Raw genomic sequence first — 20,975 nt, 5'->3', positions numbered from 1 at the left:
CTCCTTTCAAAAAAGATGAAATGGAGTCTATCAAAAATTAATTTGATTTTTTAAGGTTTGTGTTTAAAAAGTAACTTTTAACTCACTTCCTTTAGTGCCAATTTTAGCAGTTCGTTTGACAGTCATCCTCATATGGAATATAAAAAACGTTTGGGTTCAAAAATATACTCACGAGAGAGTTTTTTAAAACGATGGGTTAAAGCTACAAAAGATCAAAAAAGAAAGGAGTTATAAAATGAATGACACAACAGATATTACAACTTTAACAATTAGAATAGGAATCTTTTTAGTAATTGCGGGGATTTTTTTCTTTGTTCTAAAATCTAAGAAGGGTTAAAGAGGATCTTTAATCCTCTTTAATGATATTGTCAAGATACTCAAAAAGCTCTAACGATGCTTCTTCTGCATCTTTAAAGAGTGCAATAATCTCATCAATATCTCTACTGTCAAGTTTTTGCATCGCTTTAGCAATGGCATCATGCACTTGTTTATGTGGTACTTCAATAGATTGGAATGCATTTGTTTTACCAAAATGCCCTTTCCCCTCTTCTGCATACCATTTTCCTAACCTACAGCTATTATGGTCTGTCAGTTGGAAATTGAGTTTTCCTTCAAGCATTGACGAATAAGCATTGTTTTTATAAACCATATGATCAAGTTTTGCCATATTTGCAAAGAGTTCATGACCAATGATTTCGTTATCTTTTGTAATCACTTTACTATTTTCAATAAGTTGAGAGAGTATCTCTACAAACTCATCAAGTGTCTGTTGCGATTCTACTGAATGCTCTTCAATTTTTTCACTGTTTTCACTCATACTCATAGAGTTTTGTTTAAGTACACTGATATTCGCTTCTACTTCACTTGTCGCTTTTTGCGTACGTTCTGCTAGTTTTCTTACTTCATCTGCAACAACGGCAAAACCACGTCCATGTTCACCTGCACGCGCAGCTTCTATGGCAGCATTGAGCGCTAAGAGATTTGTCTGGTCAGAAATATCTTTAATAAGAGAGATGACATTGAAAATCTCTTCTACATTTGAGTTAAGCTCTTCAGCGGAGTGTCTTGACTCACTTATCATCTCTGTAATATTGTTGATAGCCTGTTTAATATTACCTGTTGATTCTGTAACCTCTAAAATAACCTCTGAAGTTTTTGCATTGAGTTCATTTGCCTGATTCACACTCTCAACACTTTTTTCCATACTTCTACGTAAGTTATCTGCATTTTTAACAGCACCACCTATCATTTCAGAAGAGAGTGCCAATGTCAGTTTATTGTTCTCTACAACCGATTCAGCTACTTTAGCGGCCTCTTCAGCTTTCTTAGCTTCTTCTTGTGCATCGAGTGCAATTTTTTCTACCTTATCTAAGAAAGCATTGAAACTTTTACTTGCACGCCCAAGTTCATCATTACTTTTTACCGGTAAACGTTTGCTAAGATCTGCATCACCTTGTGCTAGTTCACTTACCACATTATCAAGGTTGAGTATTGGTTCTGTTACAGATTTTTTAATAATAAGTAATAAGAAGAGAAGCATTAGCAAGTCAAAAAAGGCTATAATATAGACCTGTTTTTGCAGAGACTCTTCTGACTGAGATATGACACTGTTAACATTTTCAATATTTTCACCGATAACTGCGTAAGCAACAACTTTACCTGAAAAATCTTTTATAGCTTTAGAGACTAGAAAATATTTATCTGTAATCTGAAAACCATCTACTTTATCAATTTGTGCATTTTTAAGATTGTTGAGGAAGTCGTTATCCACTACATTCTTTTTTACTGCCAATGTATAGTTGCCGATCTTTGGAGCATCTTTTAGTTTCGTAGCGATAGGAAGAAACTCATTTTTCATAACAATGACTATCTCGTAACCATTGACCTTTCTTGCTGTTTTTACAATTGAGTTGAGCCCTTGCATAAACTCTACAGAACCTAAATATTTACCATCGACAATAACAGGTGATAAACCTCGTAGAACAAGCCCGGCACGACCAAGTTCAATGGCAACTATCGGTTTTTTGTCTTTTTTTACTGCTACTATCGTATTTCTAAATCCACTTAGGTCATCACCAAATTTTTTAGGCTTCCAGGCACGTAAAAAACTGTGAATATTAGCATCATGAATATGTACTTTGATGTTTTTATAGTTCGTGTATGTCTTGAACTCTTCAGAGAGCGATTTGAGTCCATCGATTGCAATCTCTCTGTTGTTCTCTAACAGTGCACGAATAACACTGTAGTTCTTAGAGATATTGATCGCATTGGTTAATCCTATATCTCTTTTGCCGCGCATTAATTCTGCATATGTAGACTCTAGAGAGTTTTTCTCTTTTGAATACACATCATTTGTCAACTCATCTATTGAATATAAATAATTAATTAAGATTATTAACAAGCCTATGACAATAGAAACAATGAGCGGAATGTGTATCTTTTTGCTAATTGAAATAGATTTAAAGTCCATATCTCTCCCCCTTTTTATACTTTCACCACTAATTTTATACTAATTTTATAAAATTAGTGGTGAAAATAATTATTTATACATGCAAAAGAACAACCTTTACTAGGTTATTCTTTTCTAGATGCTATTTTAACTCTCCGTTTCCATAATGTTCAAAAAGATAATCTGTAACAATTTTTGCATCTTCTTTAGGGATAGGTGCTTTAAAATGAGTGATCATTTTATCAACTTTCTTTTTCCAAAAAAGACGTGATTGAGGACCTTGATTAATAATATACCCAAATGAGTGACACATAAGACAATTTGCCTGCACTGCATCAAACCCTTTTCCCATTTTAATCTGATATGCAATATATGGAACTTCAACATCACCTTTTACCTGTGCAAAAAGTGAACCTACTGACAACATAACTAATAATAATATTTTATTCATTCTTTTTTTCCTTATACAACTTCTACTGTAACTTCATCTATGCCGTTATATTTATAACCGCCATGATTCCATCCGATATCTTTTGCAAATGGTTGTTCCTTACCTAAACGGTTTACAGCTTTTGCCATAAATGTAACTTTTCCATATTTAGTAGGTTTAAAAGCATATCTGAATTCAGTATAAGCATAACGTCCATTTTCTTGTTTTAGTTCTGCTTTGTCCCAACTCTTGCCACCATCAGTAGATATATAAACATCTTTGATACCTGTTCCATCATCAAACGCAACACCACGAACAACAACATGAGAGTTATGATATACCTTCATACCGTTTTCAGGGTATCCGATAACTGATTTTACATTCATTGTAGTAATAGGTTTTGTTGGCTTAAACTTATGTTCTGGAGTTTCACTTTCAGTTTTGTTGTCTGGCACACGATACGCAACATCCATAAAAAAGAGTGATTTATACTTGTTTGTAACAGTGATATTACTAAGCATTTTTACCCAGCTGTCTGAGTAATATCCCGGAATAACCAAACGAAGCGGATACCCATTCAAGTATGGAAGATCTTCACCATTCATTTCATATGCAACGATAACATGGTCATCTAGCTCTTCCATCTCTAATTCACGAACAAAGTTCGGTGTTTCATAATAAGCCGCATTGTCCTTTCCGTTAAATCCGATCCAGTGTGCATCTTTTTTAAGACCTGCTTTATGTAAAAGGTCACGGAGTCTTACCCCTTTCCATTTAGCACAACCCATAGCACCACTTCCCCACTGGATACCACCGGCAATAGGTGTGAATGCAGAACGACTGTTACCACCACACTGCAGTACGGCAGTAACTTCAACTTGTTCAAAATCCTCTTTTAACTCTTTTAAAGAAATCTCTAACTCTTTTTCTACAAGTCCATTGATTTTAATAGTATATTTGTCTGGGTCTATATGTGTAGGAATATCCGGAAGGTGCCAACGCACAAAAAATTCATCATTCTCTGTAATACCTCTTGCAAACGTGCTTCTTGGTGATTCTAAAAGTGGTGGTCTGTCAGAATATGTAATAAGCGGTCGTTTCTCAGGGAATGCCATATCTGATACTTTTCTGCTGTCTATTGGTTGATGTGTTTCGCCAGCAGATAAAGTAGTAGATGATCCTAAAACTGCTGCAGATGCAACAATAGAAGTCTTTAAAAACTCTCTTCTCTTCATAAGTTTTCCTTATAACTTTTAAATATAGCTCTTATTATATCAATTTATGTTTAAACATAATTAAATAGTAGAAACTAGCACTATTTTGCCTTGTAATATTTACCTGTAATTGGCTTGTCTACAACTCCTTGCGCAGAAATAAATTTGATAGGAAGAGACTCTGTCTTTAATGTTCTCACTGCTTTAAATACTGCAAAGTGAAGATGCGGTCCATTTGTATAACCTGTATTTCCTGAATATCCCAAAGCACTGCCTCTATCTACTCTCTCTCCGACACTTACAAGCACGCCACCTTTTTTTAGATGATAATATGTTCCGAATGTTCCATCATCATGAAGGACAATAACATAATTACCATATTTTGCAAAAGCTTTCGAAAAGCCTTTTTTGTTGGAGTCATCTTTTGTTTTTACAACAATACCACCTCGTGCAGCATAGATTTTTGTACCAATATCCATCTTAAAATCCACTGCATACTCCGAGTGCTCTTTATGAGTGCTCTTTCCATGAAAACCTTGAGAGACCATATGTGACTCCCCTACTCTAAAGGGAAGCCTATAAAGATACTTCTTATCTGGTCTGACATCTTTTGAACCGATTATCCAATTATATTGAAATGAATAACGTGCATTTGCAGCTCTATAATACAAGCGGGCATAGCGCATTTTTGATTTTGCTTTAATGACAAAGAGAGAATCTTTGTAACGTGACTCTTGAATATTTTTGTATTGTGATTTGACTTTAATGGTTACATCATAAAAGTTTGTATTGGTAAAAAAGATATCTACATACTTTTTGTACTTTTTTGTTGTTGCATAGACATCTTTATATGTAGAATAACTCTCTTTTTGTGAGCTAAAGCGTGATGATTTTGTTTGGTTGAAAAATTCCTGCGATGTTGCATTTAAAAGCTCTTTCTCTTGTATAAAATGCTCAAGAAATTTGCTTTTTTTCTTATCTTTATGTTGTTTATAGTATCTAATTGCACGCTCACGCAAGGAGTTTGGCCCAAGCAGTGTTTCTAGATTGTATGATGTCAGTTTGATGAAATCCTCATAATCATCATCTTCTATTGCTTTTATAATTTCACGGTGCAAAAGATATATCAGATAATCATACTCTTTTTGAAGCTCACGCAATGCTTTTAAATAGGCAAGTTTTTCTACTTTAATTTCACTTTTATCTACTGAGAACCCTTGCTCTTTTAAAGCTTTGCTTTTTCTTTGAAATGAGACTATCTCTTTTTGTATAAGTGGCATATTTGAGAAGTGTGAGAGCTGACTGGAAGCTTTGTAAAGTGGTGTACCCAAAGAAGCAAAAGTTTTTGGGTACTCACCAGCATAGAGAGAAGTTAATAAAAGTAGAAAAACAAAGAGTGTTCTAATGCTGTGTGACATACTTTGGTATCAGACTTTTTATCTTTTTATAAATCTTATCAAAATCAGTTGAGTACACACGTGTATGTCCAATGGAAGTAATGAAGTTCGTATCTCTCTCCCAACGAGGTACAAGATGCATATGAATATGCTCTGCAATACCCGCACCTGCAGCTGCACCCAAGTTCATCCCGATGTTTACACCTCGGGCATTAAGACCTTCTTTTAAAAGCTTTACCCCCTGCTGTGCTAAAGCCGACATATGCAGCCATATCTCACTTGGCAATGCTTCTAGTTTATCTGTATGTACATTTGGAATAATCATAAAATGTCCAGGGGTGTAAGGATACTTGTTCATCACCATAAAACAGTGCTCATCACGGTAAAGCACATGCAGTTTTTCATCATCATCTTTGTGAGAGATGATATGGCAAAACACACACCCTTCTATCTTCTCACCTGCAACATATTCATCACGCCACGGAGCATACAAAATATCATTCATCTTCTCTTCCTTATATAAATGCAAATACTAAGTCTGGGAACATTATAACAAGACCAAGTCCTAAAAGCTGTAAAAGAATGAAAGGGATGATTCCTTTGTAGATATCCATCGTCGTTATACTGTTACCCGCTGCACCTTTTAGAAAAAAGAGCGAGAGTCCAAAAGGCGGTGTCAAAAAGGATGCTTGCAGATTCATAGCAATAAGTACTGCAAACCAGATAGGATCAATCCCAAAAGCATCCATAACAGGAACGAGAATCGGCACAATAATAAAACTGATCTCGATAAAGTCAATGAAAAAGCCAAGTACAAAAATGGCAAGCATTGCTACACCGATAAACACCCACACATCACCGATATCATGAGAGAAAAACTCTAATATCAAATCAGTTCCGCCAAGTTCATTAAAGACAAGGCTAAAAGTCGTTGCACCGATGAGTATCATAAAAATCATACCTGAGAGCTTCATTGTCTCAAAGAGTGCATACTTTATCATCTCAAAGTTCAGTGTTTTATTGAGCGCTGAGAGCAGTACACCACCTACAACACCAAAAGCGGCTGATTCTGTCGGAGAAGCGATTCCTGCAAAGATACTTCCAAGCACGGCTACCATTAACAGCAGTGGCGGAATGATGGTAAAAAGAAGCGCTACTATACTTATTTTTTCTTCACTGATAATTGCAGGAGCATCCTCTTTGTTGATAAATGCACGAATGAGGATATACATAATATAAAGTCCTACAAGTGTTAGTCCCGGAAGCACTGCTCCCATAAAAAGCTCACCCACACTCACACTCATAACATCACCCAAAACAATTAAGATAATTGAAGGTGGAATAATCTGCCCAAGCGTTCCACTTGCTGCAATAGTCCCTGATGCCAAACCTTTGTTATAGCCTGCTTGCAGCATCAAAGGAAGGGCTATAACACTCATCATAACTACACTTGCTGAGACTATTCCAGTTGAAGCTGCAAGTATTGCACCCACTAAAACAACACTCACACCAAGCCCACCTCTTACACCTTTAAAGAGTGAGCTCATTGACATCAACAGTTTTTCAGCCATTCCGGATTTTTCAAGAATTAAACCCATCATAATAAAAAGTGGAACTGCCATCAGTGTTGTGTTGCCCATAATTCCATAGATACGAAACGGCAGAATATTAAAGACTTCAAAACCAACATCTGGAGTGAAGAATGCAAACATCATCGCCACTCCACCAAAAGCAAAAGCAACCGGTACACCAAACAGTAATAACAAAAGAGCCACACAAAACATTATAAGTGCTATCATAGTGACTTCCATCTTCTAATGTCACTTACAAGCTCTTTAAAAGCCTGCAGTGCCAAAAGGAAAAATGCCAAAGGCATCAAAGATTTTACAATCCAGCGATATTTGAGCCCTCCCGGGTCTGAAGAAGCCTCATGCTGCAGATAACTCATCTCCACAAAACCAATACCAATGTAGATAATCAAAAAAGAGAGCGGTAAAACAAAAAATATAAAAGAGAAGATATTAATGAGTGCTTTTGTCTTTGGTGAAAATTTCTCATAAAAGATATCAACTCTCACGTGAGCATTGTTTCGTAAAGTATATGCAATACTCAAAAGAATTACAACATCAAAAAAGTGCCATTCAAGTTCCTGAAGCGCTGTTGATCCTTCTGAAAACAAGTACCTGCTTGTCGCATCGTAAACAACCAAAACAACTAACAGTGCCAAGATAAAAGCTGTCAAATATGCTGTATATTTTGTAATGCTGTCTATAAATTTCATACCCACTCTTTTAAAAATATTATTTTCGATATATTAAATGAAATTCGGTGCATCATTTGCAAAGAGTATAATATCTCCTGCTTTTGTCTGATTTGCTAGGAGTTCTGTCAAAGTAGATTTATCTGAAAGCATAATTTTATTTTTGACTTTCAGATGTTTCTTAAAAAGCTCTGCATTGAGTGAACCTGTAACGATGACAATATCAAAAACCTCATTAATGGCTTCAATCAGCTTGAGATTGAGTTCATTCCTGCTCTCTACAAGTCCTGGAGTAACAATTACTTTGCGACCTTCATGTGTTGCACAAAGACGAATAGCTTCCAACATTCCATCAATGTTTCCATTATAGCCATCATCCAAGATGATTTTCCCACCTGCTTTTATAAGCTGCAGACGATGTTCAACAGATTCAAGCTTTTTTACAGCTTTGACTATCTCTTCATTGCTCAGTCCAAAATCTTTGGCGATACGAACAGCTACAGCGATATTCATCGTCTGAAAACTACCCAATATATCAGTATGCAGTTCTAAAACTTCATCATCGATCTTTAATTTAAAGTCACTCCCCTCTAACGTTGCATTGACATCTTGTATCTCATCACCGAAAAATGTCACTTTATCATGAGACTCATCTGTTACAGATGTATGGATGTAAGCACGTTCAAGTCTAGGTGATTGCATAATCTCTAACTTCGTTCGTACTATATTGTCCAAAGTTTTAAAATACTCGATATGTGCTTCACCTACACGTCCGACAACCACAGTCTGTGGCTCTAAAAAGGTTGTAATCTCATAGATATCACCTCTCTCACGTGCCCCTGCTTCACAGACATAGACCTCTACATCCTCACGGAGATTGTTATTGACATCAGCTATGATACCGCCAATAGTATTGACACTTCTTGGTGTCGCATAGACATTGTACTTTGCACTTAAGATCTGTGTTACAAAGTTTTTGATACTTGTTTTGCCATAACTCCCTGTTATGCAGATAATTTGCAAGTCCTTCATACTTTGAAGCTTCTTCTTTGCCTCTTTTTTATAGACTTTGAACAAAAATTTCTCTATCAGTGTTGAACCGATATAGGCTACGGCCAGAGGCATCATTACACCATAGATATTACACGCTTCTTTTAAAGTACATAAAACATCTTGAAAAAGTGTGAGTGATACAAGCAGAATTAAAAAGCGTTTGACACGCCAGGTAAGTACTAACTTTTTATCAAGTCTTTTGTACCATATGACAATAGCAGGAATAATAGCGAAAATAAAAAAGATGGTAAAGAACTTGTCTGTAGTATAGTAAGCTATCAAAGGGATGATAAAGTACAGAATGTGCCAATGTGGCTTATGATGTTTAAAAAGTACACGTTCTAGTTTATAGTCATACCATTGCAGATTGGTAATGAGATACCAACCCAAAAGAGTAACAAAGACTACATTGACAACAAAGGCTATAAAAGTCTCATAACTCTCCATCTAGTGTCCTAAACTTTTCAAAAATTCTGTTTCTATCTTTTTAGAGATATCTGCAGCATACTTCATAAAAAAGTAGTGATCTCCATCATACACTTCAAGTGTTGAGTCTTTGATAAGCTCATTTATCTTCTTTGCAGAGCTTAATGGTGTTGCACTGTCTTCTTTACCCCAAAAAAGAAGTGCTCTTCCCTCATACTTGGAAAATTCATCAGAAAAATCGTCATTGACAACATTTTTAAAGGTCTGGTACATATATTCACTCAGCTCTTTTGCATCATCGGCAACAAATAAAGAACGAAATTTTGAAAGGCCTAGAAGTTTAAAAAGTTTAAAAAGTGCAATTTTTGCTTTGATCTTGAGTGGTTTTTCAACATAGATACCGGCACTTGCAACCAAGACCAGTATTTTAGGCTCCAGTACAAGTGCAACTTTACCGCCAAAAGAGTGTCCCATAATGATATCTTTTTGCGCATTGATATGAATCATAAAGAGCTCTACGATTCGCGCCACATCTGCAGTTGTCAGTGCCATAGAACATGTTGAGTTCCCAAATCCAGGAAGGTCAATGTAGATATGACGAAATCCATCCATATAGCTTGAAAAACTCTGTTTCATCAGGTTTTTATTACTTCCCCAACCATGCAGAATGATTAAATCAATCTGTGCTTCAGGATTTACAATCTCATAACTTATATCAAATGTATGTTGTTTGTACTGGATGGACTTTAGCGCCATTACTTCCCTTTTGCTTTAGAAATTGAATGAATATACTCATAAGAGGCTTTTACTCTCTTTGCGTGAGGCAAAGAGAGACTTAGAGACTCTATGGCTTTTGCAAAGTCTTCAAAGAGATAGTTTGCCATTGAACCCGGAATAGGATTAATCTCATTAAGCAATACCTCATCATTATGAACAAAGAAGTCACAACGAATAAGTGCTCCTTCAAAAAGCCCGCGATAGACTCTGTCAAAATTTGCTTTGAGTTTTACTTCTAGTTCTTCAGAGATATCCGCCTTTAAAACCTGCTCAGAGCGTGAAAAGTCCATATACTTTTTATCAAAGTCCAAAAACTCCTCTTTATGAGGTTCTTCAACGATGGAGTAATGCATCACTCCATCAGCCATATAACCTGCCAAATTATACTCTTTGACACCTTCTAAAAACGGCTCAATCAGAACAACCGTATCAAACTCAAAAGCAACATCAAGTGCATAATCAAGTTCACTCTCATCTTTGACTATGCTAACACCGATTGAGCTGCCAAGACGTGAAGGCTTTACAATGATAGGATAGGAGATAGAGATATTACTCAGTTCATCTTTATGCGCCACCTCATAACGAACAGTTTTTACACCTATTGCTTCACATAGATACTTTGTATAGCGTTTGTCATAAGAAAAAGTACATGCATCTACACGTGGACCGATGTATTTAATAGCATAAAAATCTAAAAGTGCAGCGATTGTTCCATCTTCACCATCAGCGCCATGAATCAGATTTAATACCACATTATTATGTTCTACACTAGAACCGAACATTCCTTTTTTCTGCTGTATGAATGCACCCTGCGTGAGTGTGAGTTGTGGCATCTTTTTATGCTCACCTTTTGAAAAAGTAACTGCTTTCATTTTTGAAGGCTCTATAAGATAAAAAGTGTGGTCACTGTCACAGAAGATAAAACTCAAATCAAAATCTGTAAGTTTCTCCTTGAGTGTAATTGCACTCACAATACTTATCTCATGTTCAAAACTCGCTCCGCCAAATAAAATTGTTAATTTCAATATACGATTCCTTCTTAAATTGTTTGTAATAACTTTAAAGCACCTTTTACTAGAGAAGCCGTATCTTCCCCTTCACATGCTGCAAGTGCTTTTGATATTTTCTCTTTTTTAAATCCAAGTGCTTCCAGTGCCTCACTTGCTTCATTATATGCAGCCGAAGCATTTGGTGTTGCAGGTGTACCACTAAGTATCTCTGCATCAAAACCATTGAGTTCAACTAAAATGCGCCCTGCACTCTTTGGTCCGATTCCCGGAACTTTTTGTACAGCTTTGACATCTTTATTACCAAGCACCGTTGCAAACTGTGCAGGCGTATATGTTGAGCAGATCGCCATTGCCACTTTTGGCCCTACCCCGTTAATCTTGATCAATCTTGCAAAAAGCTTCTTCTCATTCATATCCATAAAGCCATAGAGCAGATTTGCATCTTCACGGATTATCTGCGTAGTAAAAAGTGAAACTTTCTCATTTTCTAGTGCAGAAAAAGTATGCAATGATATAAAAACTTCATAAACAACTCCATTTACATTTATATGCACAAACGAAGGCTCTTTATAAACTACATCTCCATTAAGTCCTACTATCATCTTCTTCTACTTACCCTTCTTCAGCTACAGGGCGAATTGCATACTCGCCATCATTTAACTCTACCAAACCAAATACTTTTTCACTTGAACCTTCAAGTGGCTTATAGACAAGTTCGATCGGGGGATCAACAAGTCTGAATTTTATCTCATTGTAACCAATCCACTTGTCTCTGTTAATAATTCTCGCATCCATAATATTATCTTGAAATGAAGCTGTACGTGTTGTTAAAAGATTCAACTTCTCTTGTTTGAGGGTATATTCATCTTTAAGCTCTTTAAGACGTTGCTGCATATTCTGGAACTGTTTATATTTTTTGACAAAGCTCTCCGGCATTTTCACATTGTTCTTTTGATAATGGAGTAATCTCTTTTTAATTTCCAAAAAGACTTTCGTTCCATTTTTAATTAAACTCGTATATTTTTCTATCTCTTTTTTCAGCTCTCGTATACGAAGTTCCAACTCTTTTATCTGTTCTTCATTGTCTTCGACTGAGTTTTGTATATCACGACTTAAAAGCGGATCAATCGTAAAAACGTTTTCACTTCCCAGCATCTTTTTTATCTCGATTGTATTTGATGCTGTTGCTTTTACATGCGATGCACAGATACCTATCTCGACCTCTTTGGCTCGGATGATACCGCCTATTGCCTGTGCAACCTCTACAACTTCACCCTCTACTTGACCATGCTCTAGTCTTGTTATATGGATATTTTTACCGTACGCTTTTCCTTTATGGACATTGATCTCCAACTCATCTGCAATGACCGTTGCTGCTTTATGCGTCTGTCCGCCTATACTTGCCTTTTTAGCGATTACTTTTGCATTAGATCCAACATTTCCATCTATCTCTATCTCTGTTACTTCGACTGTCATTCCAGAACCAACAGCATCTTTGATAGCATCTGTCTCTTTGACCGTAATATTTACCTCTGAATCTACACCACTGTCAATCGAACCTGTTGTCTTAAAACTAATAGCATCGACATCCACCTCTTTTTTGATAACATAGGTATTGTCTTCAAAAGCGATGTAGCCATTTTCATTGGCATAATATTTTATAGAGTCTTCATCTTCGACTACTTTAATATTTTCACTCACTTTAAAATTTGGCTCATGTGCTACAATCGGCTCTTTTGGTTCCATATACTCACCACGACAGTTTCGTCCCGGTTTTCCCATTTTGGCCTTGACATACTCTATAAGCAGCTGCCCTTTTTGTACACTCTGGATAAATCCACGTGAGGCATAGTCTACACGCTCATTCTCTTCAACTTCTTTAGAGTCTTCATAATGAAGTATCAACTCATCGTTTCTCGTTACCGTCGGCTCATATGCTTCAGCGATAAGATGTGTTTCACTCTGTTCAAACTCCAGTTTTTCAGCAATCCTCACGCGGGCAGATATCTTGGAGGCGACACCCTCAACCATAGCATCAAACATATAGACCAAAATTCCTGCTCGAATTTTCTTACGATTTATCATATCAATCAGATCTTGCTCAAAATGAGGAACATAATCAACTTTTGACCCTTGTGCAATGCTAAGATAGACTTTACACTTTGTTGCATTGGCACCTACGGCTAGTTTTAAGTTGCTATAGTGGTCATCTTTGGAAGCTTTTTTTGAAAAAACTTCTATCTCATAGGTCTGTTTAATCTGGAAAAATGGGTTTAGCAGAAGGGATTCATCGTGAAAGTTTTGTGACTCCTCTTTTGATATCTCCTCCCACTCTGTCTCTCTGTTCTCTTCAGAAATCAAGCGCGTATAGGTTTGGACATCCAGCAGATTAAAATCTAAGAGTTCCGGCTCCATCTCATAGGATTTTGCTATTTTAAAAAGCTCTTTTGCGACATTTTGTGTACGTACAACCGTAGGACGTACTTTTTTGATTGCAGGTGTCTTTTTACTTGAGCCAAAGAGTGCCATTACTTATCCAGATATTTTAGTTTAGGAGAGATTTTAACGAAACTTTTGTTAAAATCTCGTAAAAGTTATATTTTATGTAAAAGAAGCCCATGTTTAGAGCAATTTTCACCAATAGTTTTGGTATTTTATTTTCACGTATCTTAGGATTTTTCAGAGACCTTTTGACCGCTTCCGTTCTTGGTGCCTCTGTTTACAGTGATATATTTTTCATTGCCTTTAAACTCCCAAATCTCTTTCGCCGCATCTTTGCCGAAGGCGCTTTCACGCAGGTCTTTCTGCCTGCCTATGCAAAAAGCAGACATAAAGCTGTTTTTTCGATTCATATTTTTGTAGTTTTTCTTAGCATCATTTTACTCATCACCCTTTTGGTAAACATCGTTCCTGAACTTTTTACAAAAGCCGTTGCTAGCGGTTTTAATGCTCGTACCATAGAGATGGCGGCACCTTTTGTTTCCATAAACTTCTGGTATCTGCCACTTATCTTTTGTGTTACCTTTTTAGCGGCTATGCTACAGTATAAGCATCACTTTGCAACAACGGCATTTGCAACAGCACTCCTGAATCTCTCTTTAATTGCTGCGCTGCTTTTGGCACGTGAAAAAACAAAAAGTGAAATTGTCTATTATCTTAGTTTTGGTGTTGTTATCGGTGGAGGACTGCAGCTCTTCGTCCATCTCATCGCCATCTATAAACTAGGTCTTTGGAGATTGCTTTTTGGTGGTTTTAAGTACCTGCATGAGAAGTCCATCCTTATCAAAGAAGATACAAAGAAATTTAAAAAGAACTTTTTTCCTGCAATCTGGGGAAATTCAACAGCACAGATTTCAGCTTTTTTAGACACATTTTTAGCCTCTTTCTTAGCAACTGGAAGCATCTCGTATCTCTACTATGCAAATCGCATCTTCCAACTTCCTTTGGCACTCTTTGCCATTGCCACCTCTGTTGCCCTTTTTCCACGAGTGGCACGTTATTTAAAAAATGCAGATGAAGAAAAAGCGCTCCAAAATCTAGGACGTGCATTTTGGTTTTTAACTTTTTTACTTGTTGCAAGTACTTTAGGCGGCATTATTCTCTCAAAGGAGATTGTTACCCTGCTCTTTGAACGAGGGGCTTTTGATACGCTCGATACACAAAACACCTCTCTTGTTTTAATGATGTACCTCATAGGACTACTGCCTTTTGGTCTGCAAAAACTCTTTGTTTTATGGCTCTATGCAAAAGAGATGCAGCTGCGAGCTGCAAAAATTGCGACCATTTCACTTCTTGTGTATATCGTTTTTGCGCTTACTTTCATTGCTCCTTTTGGAGTAGCTGGTTTGGCACTGGCAAGTACGCTTGGCGGCTTTGTAAGTCTCTTTTTTACATTAAAAGTTTTTGGCTGGCAAAACTTTTTTGCTATACTTCGCTCACGTAACCTGCTCTATCTGATTGCAGGTTCCATAATTTTTACTATCCTATTAGTAATTTTCAAGGATTTTATCAGTGCATATCTATGATTCTGTACAAAAAACAAAACGCAAATTTGAACCACTCGTAGAGGGAAAAGCAACACTTTATGTCTGTGGACCTACCGTCTATGATGATGCACATCTCGGTCACGCAAAATCAGCACTCGTGTTTGATCTGCTCTCACGTGTGCTCCGTGCTAACGGCTATGAAGTGACCTATGCAAGAAACATCACAGATATTGATGATAAAATCATAAAAAAAGCGATAGAACAGAAAAAAGATATCAAAACGATTACAGATTTTTATACAGAGGCCTTTCACAAAGAGATGCAAGCCATCGGTGTAAAACGCCCCGATATCGAGCCAAAAGCAACAGAATCCCTTGATGCAATGTATGCTCTTATAGCAAAGCTCATAGAGAGTGGTCATGCCTATCAGACAAGTGATGGCGATGTCTATTTTGATACAAAAAGTGACAGTGAATACCTCACACTCTCTCACAGAGTCCAGGATGAAGATGAACGTCAAGAGCGCGTTGAGAGTTCAAAAGAGAAGAAAAACCCTGCTGATTTTGCACTCTGGAAATCTGTAAAAGATGACTCTGTAACTTTTGACTCCCCTTTTGGAAAAGGTCGTCCAGGGTGGCACTTGGAGTGTTCTGCGATGATTGAAAAACATCTGGCATACAAAGACAAGCCTTATGCTATAGACATTCACGGAGGTGGTGCAGACCTGCTCTTTCCTCACCATGAAAATGAAGCGGCACAAACTCGCTGTGCAACAAAACATGAACTTGCGAACTACTGGATGCATAACGGCTTTGTCAACATAAATGGCGAGAAGATGAGTAAGAGTCTTGGCAACAGTTTTTTCCTTAAAGATGCCCTGCGTGAGTATGATGGAGAGGTACTTCGTTTCTATCTTTTAAGTTCTCACTACCGTTCAAACTTTAATTTCAATACTGAGGACCTAGAAGCTTCAAAAAAACGGCTTGATAAGCTTTATCGACTTAAAAAACGTCTTTTTGGGCTCCCAGGTAATGAAGAAAAAACAGCTTTTGGAGAAAAACTCTTAGAAGCACTCAGTGATGACCTAAACATTTCATCGGCACTTGCACTCATTGATGCGATGATAGCAGAGGCAAATGAGACACTGGATACTCCGGGAAAACATAAGGCACTGAAAAAAGAGACGATGGCAAATCTTGGCTTTATTGAAAAAGTGCTTGGCTTTGGGGTGAAAAATCCTTATGAATATTTTCAATTCGGTGTTGATGATGCGACAAAAGCCAAACTCTCAGAGCTCATTGAAGCACGTAACGAGGCAAAAAAAGCAAAAGATTTCGAACGCTCTGATGCCCTGCGTGAGGAGATACTCTCGTATGGTGTTGGGCTTATGGATACACCTCAAGGGACCTTTTGGGAGAAGGTGTAGTTTTTGTTACGCCTACTCTTTATCTTTTTGCTTCTGGCTTCTCTGCAAGCAAAAGAGATACACCCTCACTACAAATTTAAAGCTATCGGCTATGTCAGTGACTTTATTGTAACCGATAATCGTCTTTATGCAGCAGATGATGAAGGTGTTGTCACTGTTTTTGACCTCAAGACAAAAAAGATAGTCGATACGATAATACTAGAACCTCTTACAACAGAACTGGGCGAGCTCCAGCCTGCAAGAATTTTAAGTATTGACTATCTCAATGGACAAATCCTACTTGTAAGCATTGGTAAGAACCTCTACCGTAATGTCTGGGTCTATGAAAATCACAAGCTAAACAAGATCATCTTTGAAGATGCAAAACTAAGCATAAAAGAGGCGCGTTTTATTGATAATGAGAAAATTCTCTTAGCAACTTTTGCTTCAGAGATTATTCTTTATGATATGGGTGAAAAATATAATCGCTACAAACGTCATGTTACACAAAGCACGCTTGGAGACATTACCCTCACGCAGGATAAAAAGCATATTATTATAGCAGATGAAAGTGGAGAAGCCCGTATTATCGATGTTGCTAGTTCAAAAACCCTACAGATTTTATCATCAGAGAATGTAGACAATGTTTTTCATGTCGCACACGCAAAAGGTGTCACACTCACGGCAGGTCAGGACAGACGTATCGGTGTCTATCAAAAAGGAAGAACTCCTTACCATATCAAGAGTGATTTTCTTGTTTACTGTGTTGGTATCACACCAAGTGGAAAAACCGGTATCTATAGTAGCGGTGAAGATAACAAACTCCAACTCTTCTCTATACAAACAAAGCAAAAACTACACGAACTAAGTGGACATAAAGCAGTGATAAATCAGATAAAATTTGTCAATGAAAAAGAGCTTTACAGCAGTGAAAACAGCCCCTATATTTACTACTGGAAACTGGATTAAAGGATGATTATAATGCAGGTAAAAGATATTGTAGCATTGATTGCAAAAAACACACAAACAACTAATGAGGAGTTCCAAAGGGTCTTTCACGGACGTGGTGGACTCTATGATGGCTGGAGACATCTCACTGTTGACTCCATTAACAATATTTTAAGTGTTGCGCTCTACTTTGAAGAAGAGCATGAATCAGAGCTATTAGAAGCCTTGCAAACATTTGTCAAGGAGAGTCAAAAGTTTGATACTTTTGTAGTCCAGAGACGCTACCAAAAAGGTGCACCATCAGAAGTACTTATCGGAGAGCTCCCTCAAGATCTGTATATACTTGAAAACGGTATGAAACTCAAACTCAACCTGCTTTCAAATAAAAACAATTATTACTTTCCCGATATGAAAAATGGTCGTGCTTTTGTGCGTGAGATAGCAAATGAGAAACATGTTTTAAATCTCTTCTCCTATACCTGTGCCTTTTCAGTTGCAGCAAAATTTGGAGGAGCCAAAAGTGTTGTAAATATAGACATGAGCAAAGGTGCACTTAAAGTCGGTATGGCTAACCATTCGCTCAATCAACTCAATCCAAAAGGAGTGAGTTTTCTACCGTATAACATCCTAAAATCTTTCTCAAACATTCGAAGAAAAGGTCCTTATGACCTTATCATCATCGATCCGCCAAGCTTCCAGAAAGGAAGTTTTGAGGCGACAAAAGATTATGAGAAAATCATCAAAAAACTACCACAAATTGCAAGCGATGCCTGCATACTTTTAGCCTGTCTTAACTCTCCAGAGCTAGAGAGCAATTTTTTAATAGAACTCATTGAGCAGTGGGCACCAAGCTTTAAATTTCAAAAGCGTTTACCTAATCTTACAGAGTTTGCAAGTGCCGATGAGGAAAAATCACTAAAAAATCTTATTTTTACACGTCATATCTAGTATAAGATGCTCTTTTAGAGTTTATAATCTAGTCTTTATTTTCAAATTGCTACAATCTTTTGTAATTGACAATTAAGGACTTTGCAGATGAATGTACAAAAATTTAAACTTGCCACAATGTTTTCTATCATGTTTGCAGGGGCATTTATCTTTGTATCTGCTCTCTTTTATTATTATGCTTACACACAACAGGTGAAAAATCAAAAAGAGCAACTCAAACAGCAAGCAACAACAGTACTTAATTTTGCAGATGTCCTTTTAGAATCTAGAAACGAAAAATTTTTCAGTGGTGAATCCCCTGAGACACCGCAAGTCATTCAAAATGAAGTATTTCAAAAATTCACAGAAATCTCCAAAGGAAAAGTCTTTTTCAAAGAAGCTCGTCCAAACCCTTACGATCCACTCAACCAAGCAACTCCTTATGAGGTGGAGCTAATCCAAAGATTTTCCAAAAACAGAGAGCTCAAAGAGATAGATGACACAATCAGTCATAAAGGTAAGGAGTACTTTATCTCAGCAAGACCGATTATTGCCGAAGAGAAGTGTAAAATGTGCCACCCGGACTGGACAGCAGGTAATGTAGTAGCTGTTGAAGATGTTATGATCGATTTGGAAGATTACTATAATGCTTTAAATGAGAATATTATACTGACTGTTAGTACAGGGGTTATCAACATTATCATCATTCTCTTTCTAACACATTTTCTATTTAAGAAATATGTATCCTCACGTATCAATAAACTGCTTCAACTCATTTTTAGAGTTGAAAAAGGTAATTTTGTCATTGAGGATTTAGTCAAAGATGAACCTCTTGAGAATGAAAATTCACAAAATGAGATTGACAAGCTCTTTCGACATACCAAAAAAATGGTGGATTCACTCAAGCCTGTTATTGCAAATGTCGTTACAGCGAGTAAAAATATGGCTTTTCAAGCAAGTTATAGTTATGTGAAAATTGATGATACAAACCAATATGCCAAACAACAAAGTGAGTTTGTCCACCACTCTAAAGAGCAACTTGAGAATGTACTTGATGTAAACAACAGTATGGTCTCTTCACTGGACTTACTTATGAACAACACAGAAGAGTCCAAAAAAATTGTCAGTAAAAGCAAGGAAGATGTAGACAATAGCCTTAAACAGGGGAATGAAACAGCATCAATTATGGATGAAACATCCCATAGCATCAATGATCTCAAAAGTTTTTCAGAAGAAGTATCTAAGATGACTGAAATTATTACAGATATCGCAGATGAAACGAATCTTATTGCTCTCAATGCTGCCATAGAAGCTGCACATGCAGGAGAGCATGGTCGTGGCTTTGCCGTTGTAGCGGATAAGATTCGAGAACTCGCCGAGATATCAAGAGAAAATGCCCAAGATATATCCCAAGTACTGAACAAAATCAACGAACAGATAAAGAGAGTCTCTTCAAGTGCTTTAAATTCCAAAGAGAGTGTCCTAGCATTAGTAGAAAACTCTCAAAAAATCAATACAAGTTTTGAAAAAGTAGAAGAGACCTTTAATCTGATCTCAACATCTTTGGATAGTTTTCAAGATGAGTTTATCAATGCCTCAAAAATGCTTAACAGTGTTGATGAGAATCTCAATGATGTAGAAGCTTCAAGCCATTTACTTGTTGAAAATGCGGAGAATACAAAGGAGATAATGCATACAATCTCATTAAAAAGTGCAGAGTTGAAAACATTGGCAGACGGTTTTGATATTGTGCTCAATAAAAGAGGCGATGAGAGAACAGTTTTAACACCTCCAATTTTAGCAGAAGATGAAAAAGGCAATAATGTTTATATCTTTGACAAATCAAAACATGGTATCTCTTTTTATTATAAAGAGTCAACAATTACGCTTTCACTGAATGATATTATCACTCTTACTTTAGATGAAACGATAGATAGTCATAAAAGTATTAAATGCCAGGTTAAGTACACTGGTCTTCAAGTTATAAATGATATTAATTTTTATGGTGCTCAAATAATTTAAAGCACCATAAATCTCTACTGGCAATATGTTGCCAACAGTCCTTCTCTTAGAGCCTGATACTTTTCATGGCCTTCAAGTTTTTTTACGATTTCCAAAGCAAAACAAAGAGCAGTTGCAGGTCCACGTGAGGTCATAACATTCGCATCTTCTACAACCATAGCTTTATCACCTTGATACCCCTCTTCTCTTATCTGTTCTTCTACTGACGGATAGCAGGTATAGTTCTCTTTTAAAACACCCGCTTTGTTGAGTGCGAACGGTGCTGCACAGATAGCACCTATCTGCTTGCCTTTTGCATCCATCTCACGCAAGATACTTTGTACATGCTTATCATCTGCAAGCGCATAGGTTCCACCCCAACCACCAGGAAGTACTATCATATCTATGGTATCAACACTAACATCCTTTACCTCTGTATCTGCCTGAATCGTTATACCGTTTGTTCCTTTGACCAACATATTACTGTTGAGTGCTGCAACGAGGACTTCTATCTCTGCACGACGTAGTACATCGATGATACTTACTGCTTCAATCTCCTCAAAACCTGCTGCCAATGGCACTAATACTCTATTCATAACCTCTCCTTATTATCTGCGATATAAAACAATATGAACTATTTTATCACTTCTCTTTTAATCTATATTTAAAGGAGTATCTGATAGCATTTAACG

At 36.9% G+C, this 20,975-nt stretch carries 18 protein-coding genes; 5 read left to right on the top strand and 13 right to left on the bottom strand.

What is annotated here, in order from left to right:
- Positions 1-346: 346 nt before the first annotated feature.
- The 12 genes from MNY27_RS01805 to MNY27_RS01750 form a co-directional block, all read right to left on the bottom strand.
- On the bottom strand, positions 347-2,470 hold the full coding sequence (locus tag MNY27_RS01805) for a methyl-accepting chemotaxis protein (protein ID WP_152184941.1): 2,124 nt from the start codon (positions 2,468-2,470) through the stop codon (positions 347-349).
- Positions 2,471-2,591: 121 nt separating this feature from the next.
- The gene (locus tag MNY27_RS01800) at positions 2,592-2,900 is read right to left on the bottom strand and encodes a sulfite:cytochrome C oxidoreductase subunit B (RefSeq protein ID WP_152184940.1); all 309 of its coding nucleotides are present in this window, start codon (positions 2,898-2,900) and stop codon (positions 2,592-2,594) included.
- Between the two features lie 11 nt (positions 2,901-2,911).
- Positions 2,912-4,114, bottom strand: a complete 1,203-nt coding sequence (locus MNY27_RS01795; RefSeq protein WP_152184939.1) for a molybdopterin-dependent oxidoreductase — start codon at positions 4,112-4,114, stop codon at positions 2,912-2,914.
- An 80-nt stretch (positions 4,115-4,194) separates the two neighbouring features.
- Positions 4,195-5,511, bottom strand: coding sequence for a M23 family metallopeptidase (locus tag MNY27_RS01790; RefSeq protein ID WP_346391803.1), 1,317 nt, complete (start codon positions 5,509-5,511; stop codon positions 4,195-4,197).
- Positions 5,495-5,995 (bottom strand): HIT domain-containing protein, encoded by a 501-nt coding sequence (locus tag MNY27_RS01785; RefSeq protein ID WP_346391802.1) that lies wholly within the window; start codon positions 5,993-5,995, stop codon positions 5,495-5,497. Before MNY27_RS01785 ends, MNY27_RS01790 begins: the two co-directional genes overlap by 17 nt.
- A gap of 10 nt (positions 5,996-6,005) precedes the next feature.
- Positions 6,006-7,289, bottom strand: a complete 1,284-nt coding sequence (locus tag MNY27_RS01780; RefSeq protein ID WP_346391801.1) for a TRAP transporter large permease subunit — start codon at positions 7,287-7,289, stop codon at positions 6,006-6,008.
- Entirely contained in the window at positions 7,286-7,771 is a 486-nt protein-coding gene (locus MNY27_RS01775) for a TRAP transporter small permease subunit (RefSeq protein WP_152184783.1), read from the bottom strand. The genes MNY27_RS01780 and MNY27_RS01775 overlap by 4 nt, the downstream gene beginning before the upstream one ends.
- Positions 7,772-7,804: 33 nt before the next feature.
- The gene (gene murF / locus MNY27_RS01770) at positions 7,805-9,250 is read right to left on the bottom strand and encodes a UDP-N-acetylmuramoyl-tripeptide--D-alanyl-D-alanine ligase (RefSeq protein ID WP_346391800.1); all 1,446 of its coding nucleotides are present in this window, start codon (positions 9,248-9,250) and stop codon (positions 7,805-7,807) included.
- A complete protein-coding gene (locus MNY27_RS01765; protein ID WP_346391799.1) occupies positions 9,251-9,985 on the bottom strand; it encodes an alpha/beta hydrolase in 735 nt (244 codons plus the stop codon).
- A complete protein-coding gene (locus tag MNY27_RS01760) occupies positions 9,985-11,031 on the bottom strand; it encodes a D-alanine--D-alanine ligase (RefSeq protein WP_152184780.1) in 1,047 nt (348 codons plus the stop codon). Before MNY27_RS01760 ends, MNY27_RS01765 begins: the two co-directional genes overlap by 1 nt.
- A 14-nt stretch (positions 11,032-11,045) precedes the next feature.
- The gene (gene ruvA / locus MNY27_RS01755; protein ID WP_152184779.1) at positions 11,046-11,618 is read right to left on the bottom strand and encodes a Holliday junction branch migration protein RuvA; all 573 of its coding nucleotides are present in this window, start codon (positions 11,616-11,618) and stop codon (positions 11,046-11,048) included.
- A gap of 10 nt (positions 11,619-11,628) precedes the next feature.
- Positions 11,629-13,545 (bottom strand): flagellar assembly protein A, encoded by a 1,917-nt coding sequence (locus MNY27_RS01750; protein ID WP_346391798.1) that lies wholly within the window; start codon positions 13,543-13,545, stop codon positions 11,629-11,631.
- An 89-nt stretch (positions 13,546-13,634) separates the two neighbouring features.
- Between MNY27_RS01750 and murJ the strand changes: the two genes are divergently transcribed.
- From murJ to MNY27_RS01725, 5 genes are all read left to right on the top strand, one after another.
- Positions 13,635-15,041 carry a murein biosynthesis integral membrane protein MurJ gene (murJ, locus tag MNY27_RS01745; protein ID WP_152184777.1) on the top strand — a complete coding sequence of 469 codons (1,407 nt, stop codon included), beginning with the start codon at positions 13,635-13,637 and terminating at the stop codon, positions 15,039-15,041.
- A complete protein-coding gene (cysS, locus tag MNY27_RS01740; protein WP_346391797.1) occupies positions 15,028-16,428 on the top strand; it encodes a cysteine--tRNA ligase in 1,401 nt (466 codons plus the stop codon). Before murJ ends, cysS begins: the two co-directional genes overlap by 14 nt.
- Before the next feature lie 3 nt (positions 16,429-16,431).
- On the top strand, positions 16,432-17,376 hold the full coding sequence (locus MNY27_RS01735) for a nitrate reductase (RefSeq protein WP_152184775.1): 945 nt from the start codon (positions 16,432-16,434) through the stop codon (positions 17,374-17,376).
- Between the two features lie 12 nt (positions 17,377-17,388).
- Positions 17,389-18,303, top strand: coding sequence for a class I SAM-dependent methyltransferase (locus tag MNY27_RS01730; protein WP_346391796.1), 915 nt, complete (start codon positions 17,389-17,391; stop codon positions 18,301-18,303).
- A gap of 87 nt (positions 18,304-18,390) precedes the next feature.
- Positions 18,391-20,304 carry a methyl-accepting chemotaxis protein gene (locus tag MNY27_RS01725; RefSeq protein ID WP_346391795.1) on the top strand — a complete coding sequence of 638 codons (1,914 nt, stop codon included), beginning with the start codon at positions 18,391-18,393 and terminating at the stop codon, positions 20,302-20,304.
- A gap of 14 nt (positions 20,305-20,318) precedes the next feature.
- Here the strand turns inward: MNY27_RS01725 and MNY27_RS01720 are convergent, their stop codons facing one another.
- Positions 20,319-20,879, bottom strand: a complete 561-nt coding sequence (locus MNY27_RS01720) for a DJ-1 family glyoxalase III (protein WP_152184772.1) — start codon at positions 20,877-20,879, stop codon at positions 20,319-20,321.
- Positions 20,880-20,975 lie beyond the last annotated feature (96 nt).

The sequence above is a fragment of the Sulfurimonas sp. NWX79 genome, assembly GCF_039667035.1.
In the GTDB taxonomy this organism is placed as follows: Bacteria; Campylobacterota; Campylobacteria; order Campylobacterales; family Sulfurimonadaceae; genus Sulfurimonas; species Sulfurimonas indica.
The sequence above is the reverse complement of the archived record's forward strand: the minus strand, read 5'-3'. Positions and strand labels throughout refer to the sequence as shown.

What these genes read in the sequence shown, in the direction of transcription:
- MNY27_RS01805 (WP_152184941.1), bottom strand. Translation starts at nt 2,470, where the DNA reads ATGGACTTTAAATCTATTTCAATTAGCAAAAAGATACACATTCCGCTC.
- MNY27_RS01800 (WP_152184940.1), bottom strand. Translation starts at nt 2,900, where the DNA reads ATGAATAAAATATTATTATTAGTTATGTTGTCAGTAGGTTCACTTTTT.
- MNY27_RS01795 (WP_152184939.1), bottom strand. Translation starts at nt 4,114, where the DNA reads ATGAAGAGAAGAGAGTTTTTAAAGACTTCTATTGTTGCATCTGCAGCA.
- MNY27_RS01790 (WP_346391803.1), bottom strand. Translation starts at nt 5,511, where the DNA reads ATGTCACACAGCATTAGAACACTCTTTGTTTTTCTACTTTTATTAACT.
- MNY27_RS01785 (WP_346391802.1), bottom strand. Translation starts at nt 5,995, where the DNA reads ATGAATGATATTTTGTATGCTCCGTGGCGTGATGAATATGTTGCAGGT.
- MNY27_RS01780 (WP_346391801.1), bottom strand. Translation starts at nt 7,289, where the DNA reads ATGATAGCACTTATAATGTTTTGTGTGGCTCTTTTGTTATTACTGTTT.
- MNY27_RS01775 (WP_152184783.1), bottom strand. Translation starts at nt 7,771, where the DNA reads ATGAAATTTATAGACAGCATTACAAAATATACAGCATATTTGACAGCT.
- murF (WP_346391800.1), bottom strand. Translation starts at nt 9,250, where the DNA reads ATGGAGAGTTATGAGACTTTTATAGCCTTTGTTGTCAATGTAGTCTTT.
- MNY27_RS01765 (WP_346391799.1), bottom strand. Translation starts at nt 9,985, where the DNA reads ATGGCGCTAAAGTCCATCCAGTACAAACAACATACATTTGATATAAGT.
- ruvA (WP_152184779.1), bottom strand. Translation starts at nt 11,618, where the DNA reads ATGATAGTAGGACTTAATGGAGATGTAGTTTATAAAGAGCCTTCGTTT.
- MNY27_RS01750 (WP_346391798.1), bottom strand. Translation starts at nt 13,545, where the DNA reads ATGGCACTCTTTGGCTCAAGTAAAAAGACACCTGCAATCAAAAAAGTA.
- murJ (WP_152184777.1), top strand. Translation starts at nt 13,635, where the DNA reads ATGTTTAGAGCAATTTTCACCAATAGTTTTGGTATTTTATTTTCACGT.
- MNY27_RS01730 (WP_346391796.1), top strand. Translation starts at nt 17,389, where the DNA reads ATGCAGGTAAAAGATATTGTAGCATTGATTGCAAAAAACACACAAACA.
- MNY27_RS01725 (WP_346391795.1), top strand. Translation starts at nt 18,391, where the DNA reads ATGAATGTACAAAAATTTAAACTTGCCACAATGTTTTCTATCATGTTT.
- MNY27_RS01720 (WP_152184772.1), bottom strand. Translation starts at nt 20,879, where the DNA reads ATGAATAGAGTATTAGTGCCATTGGCAGCAGGTTTTGAGGAGATTGAA.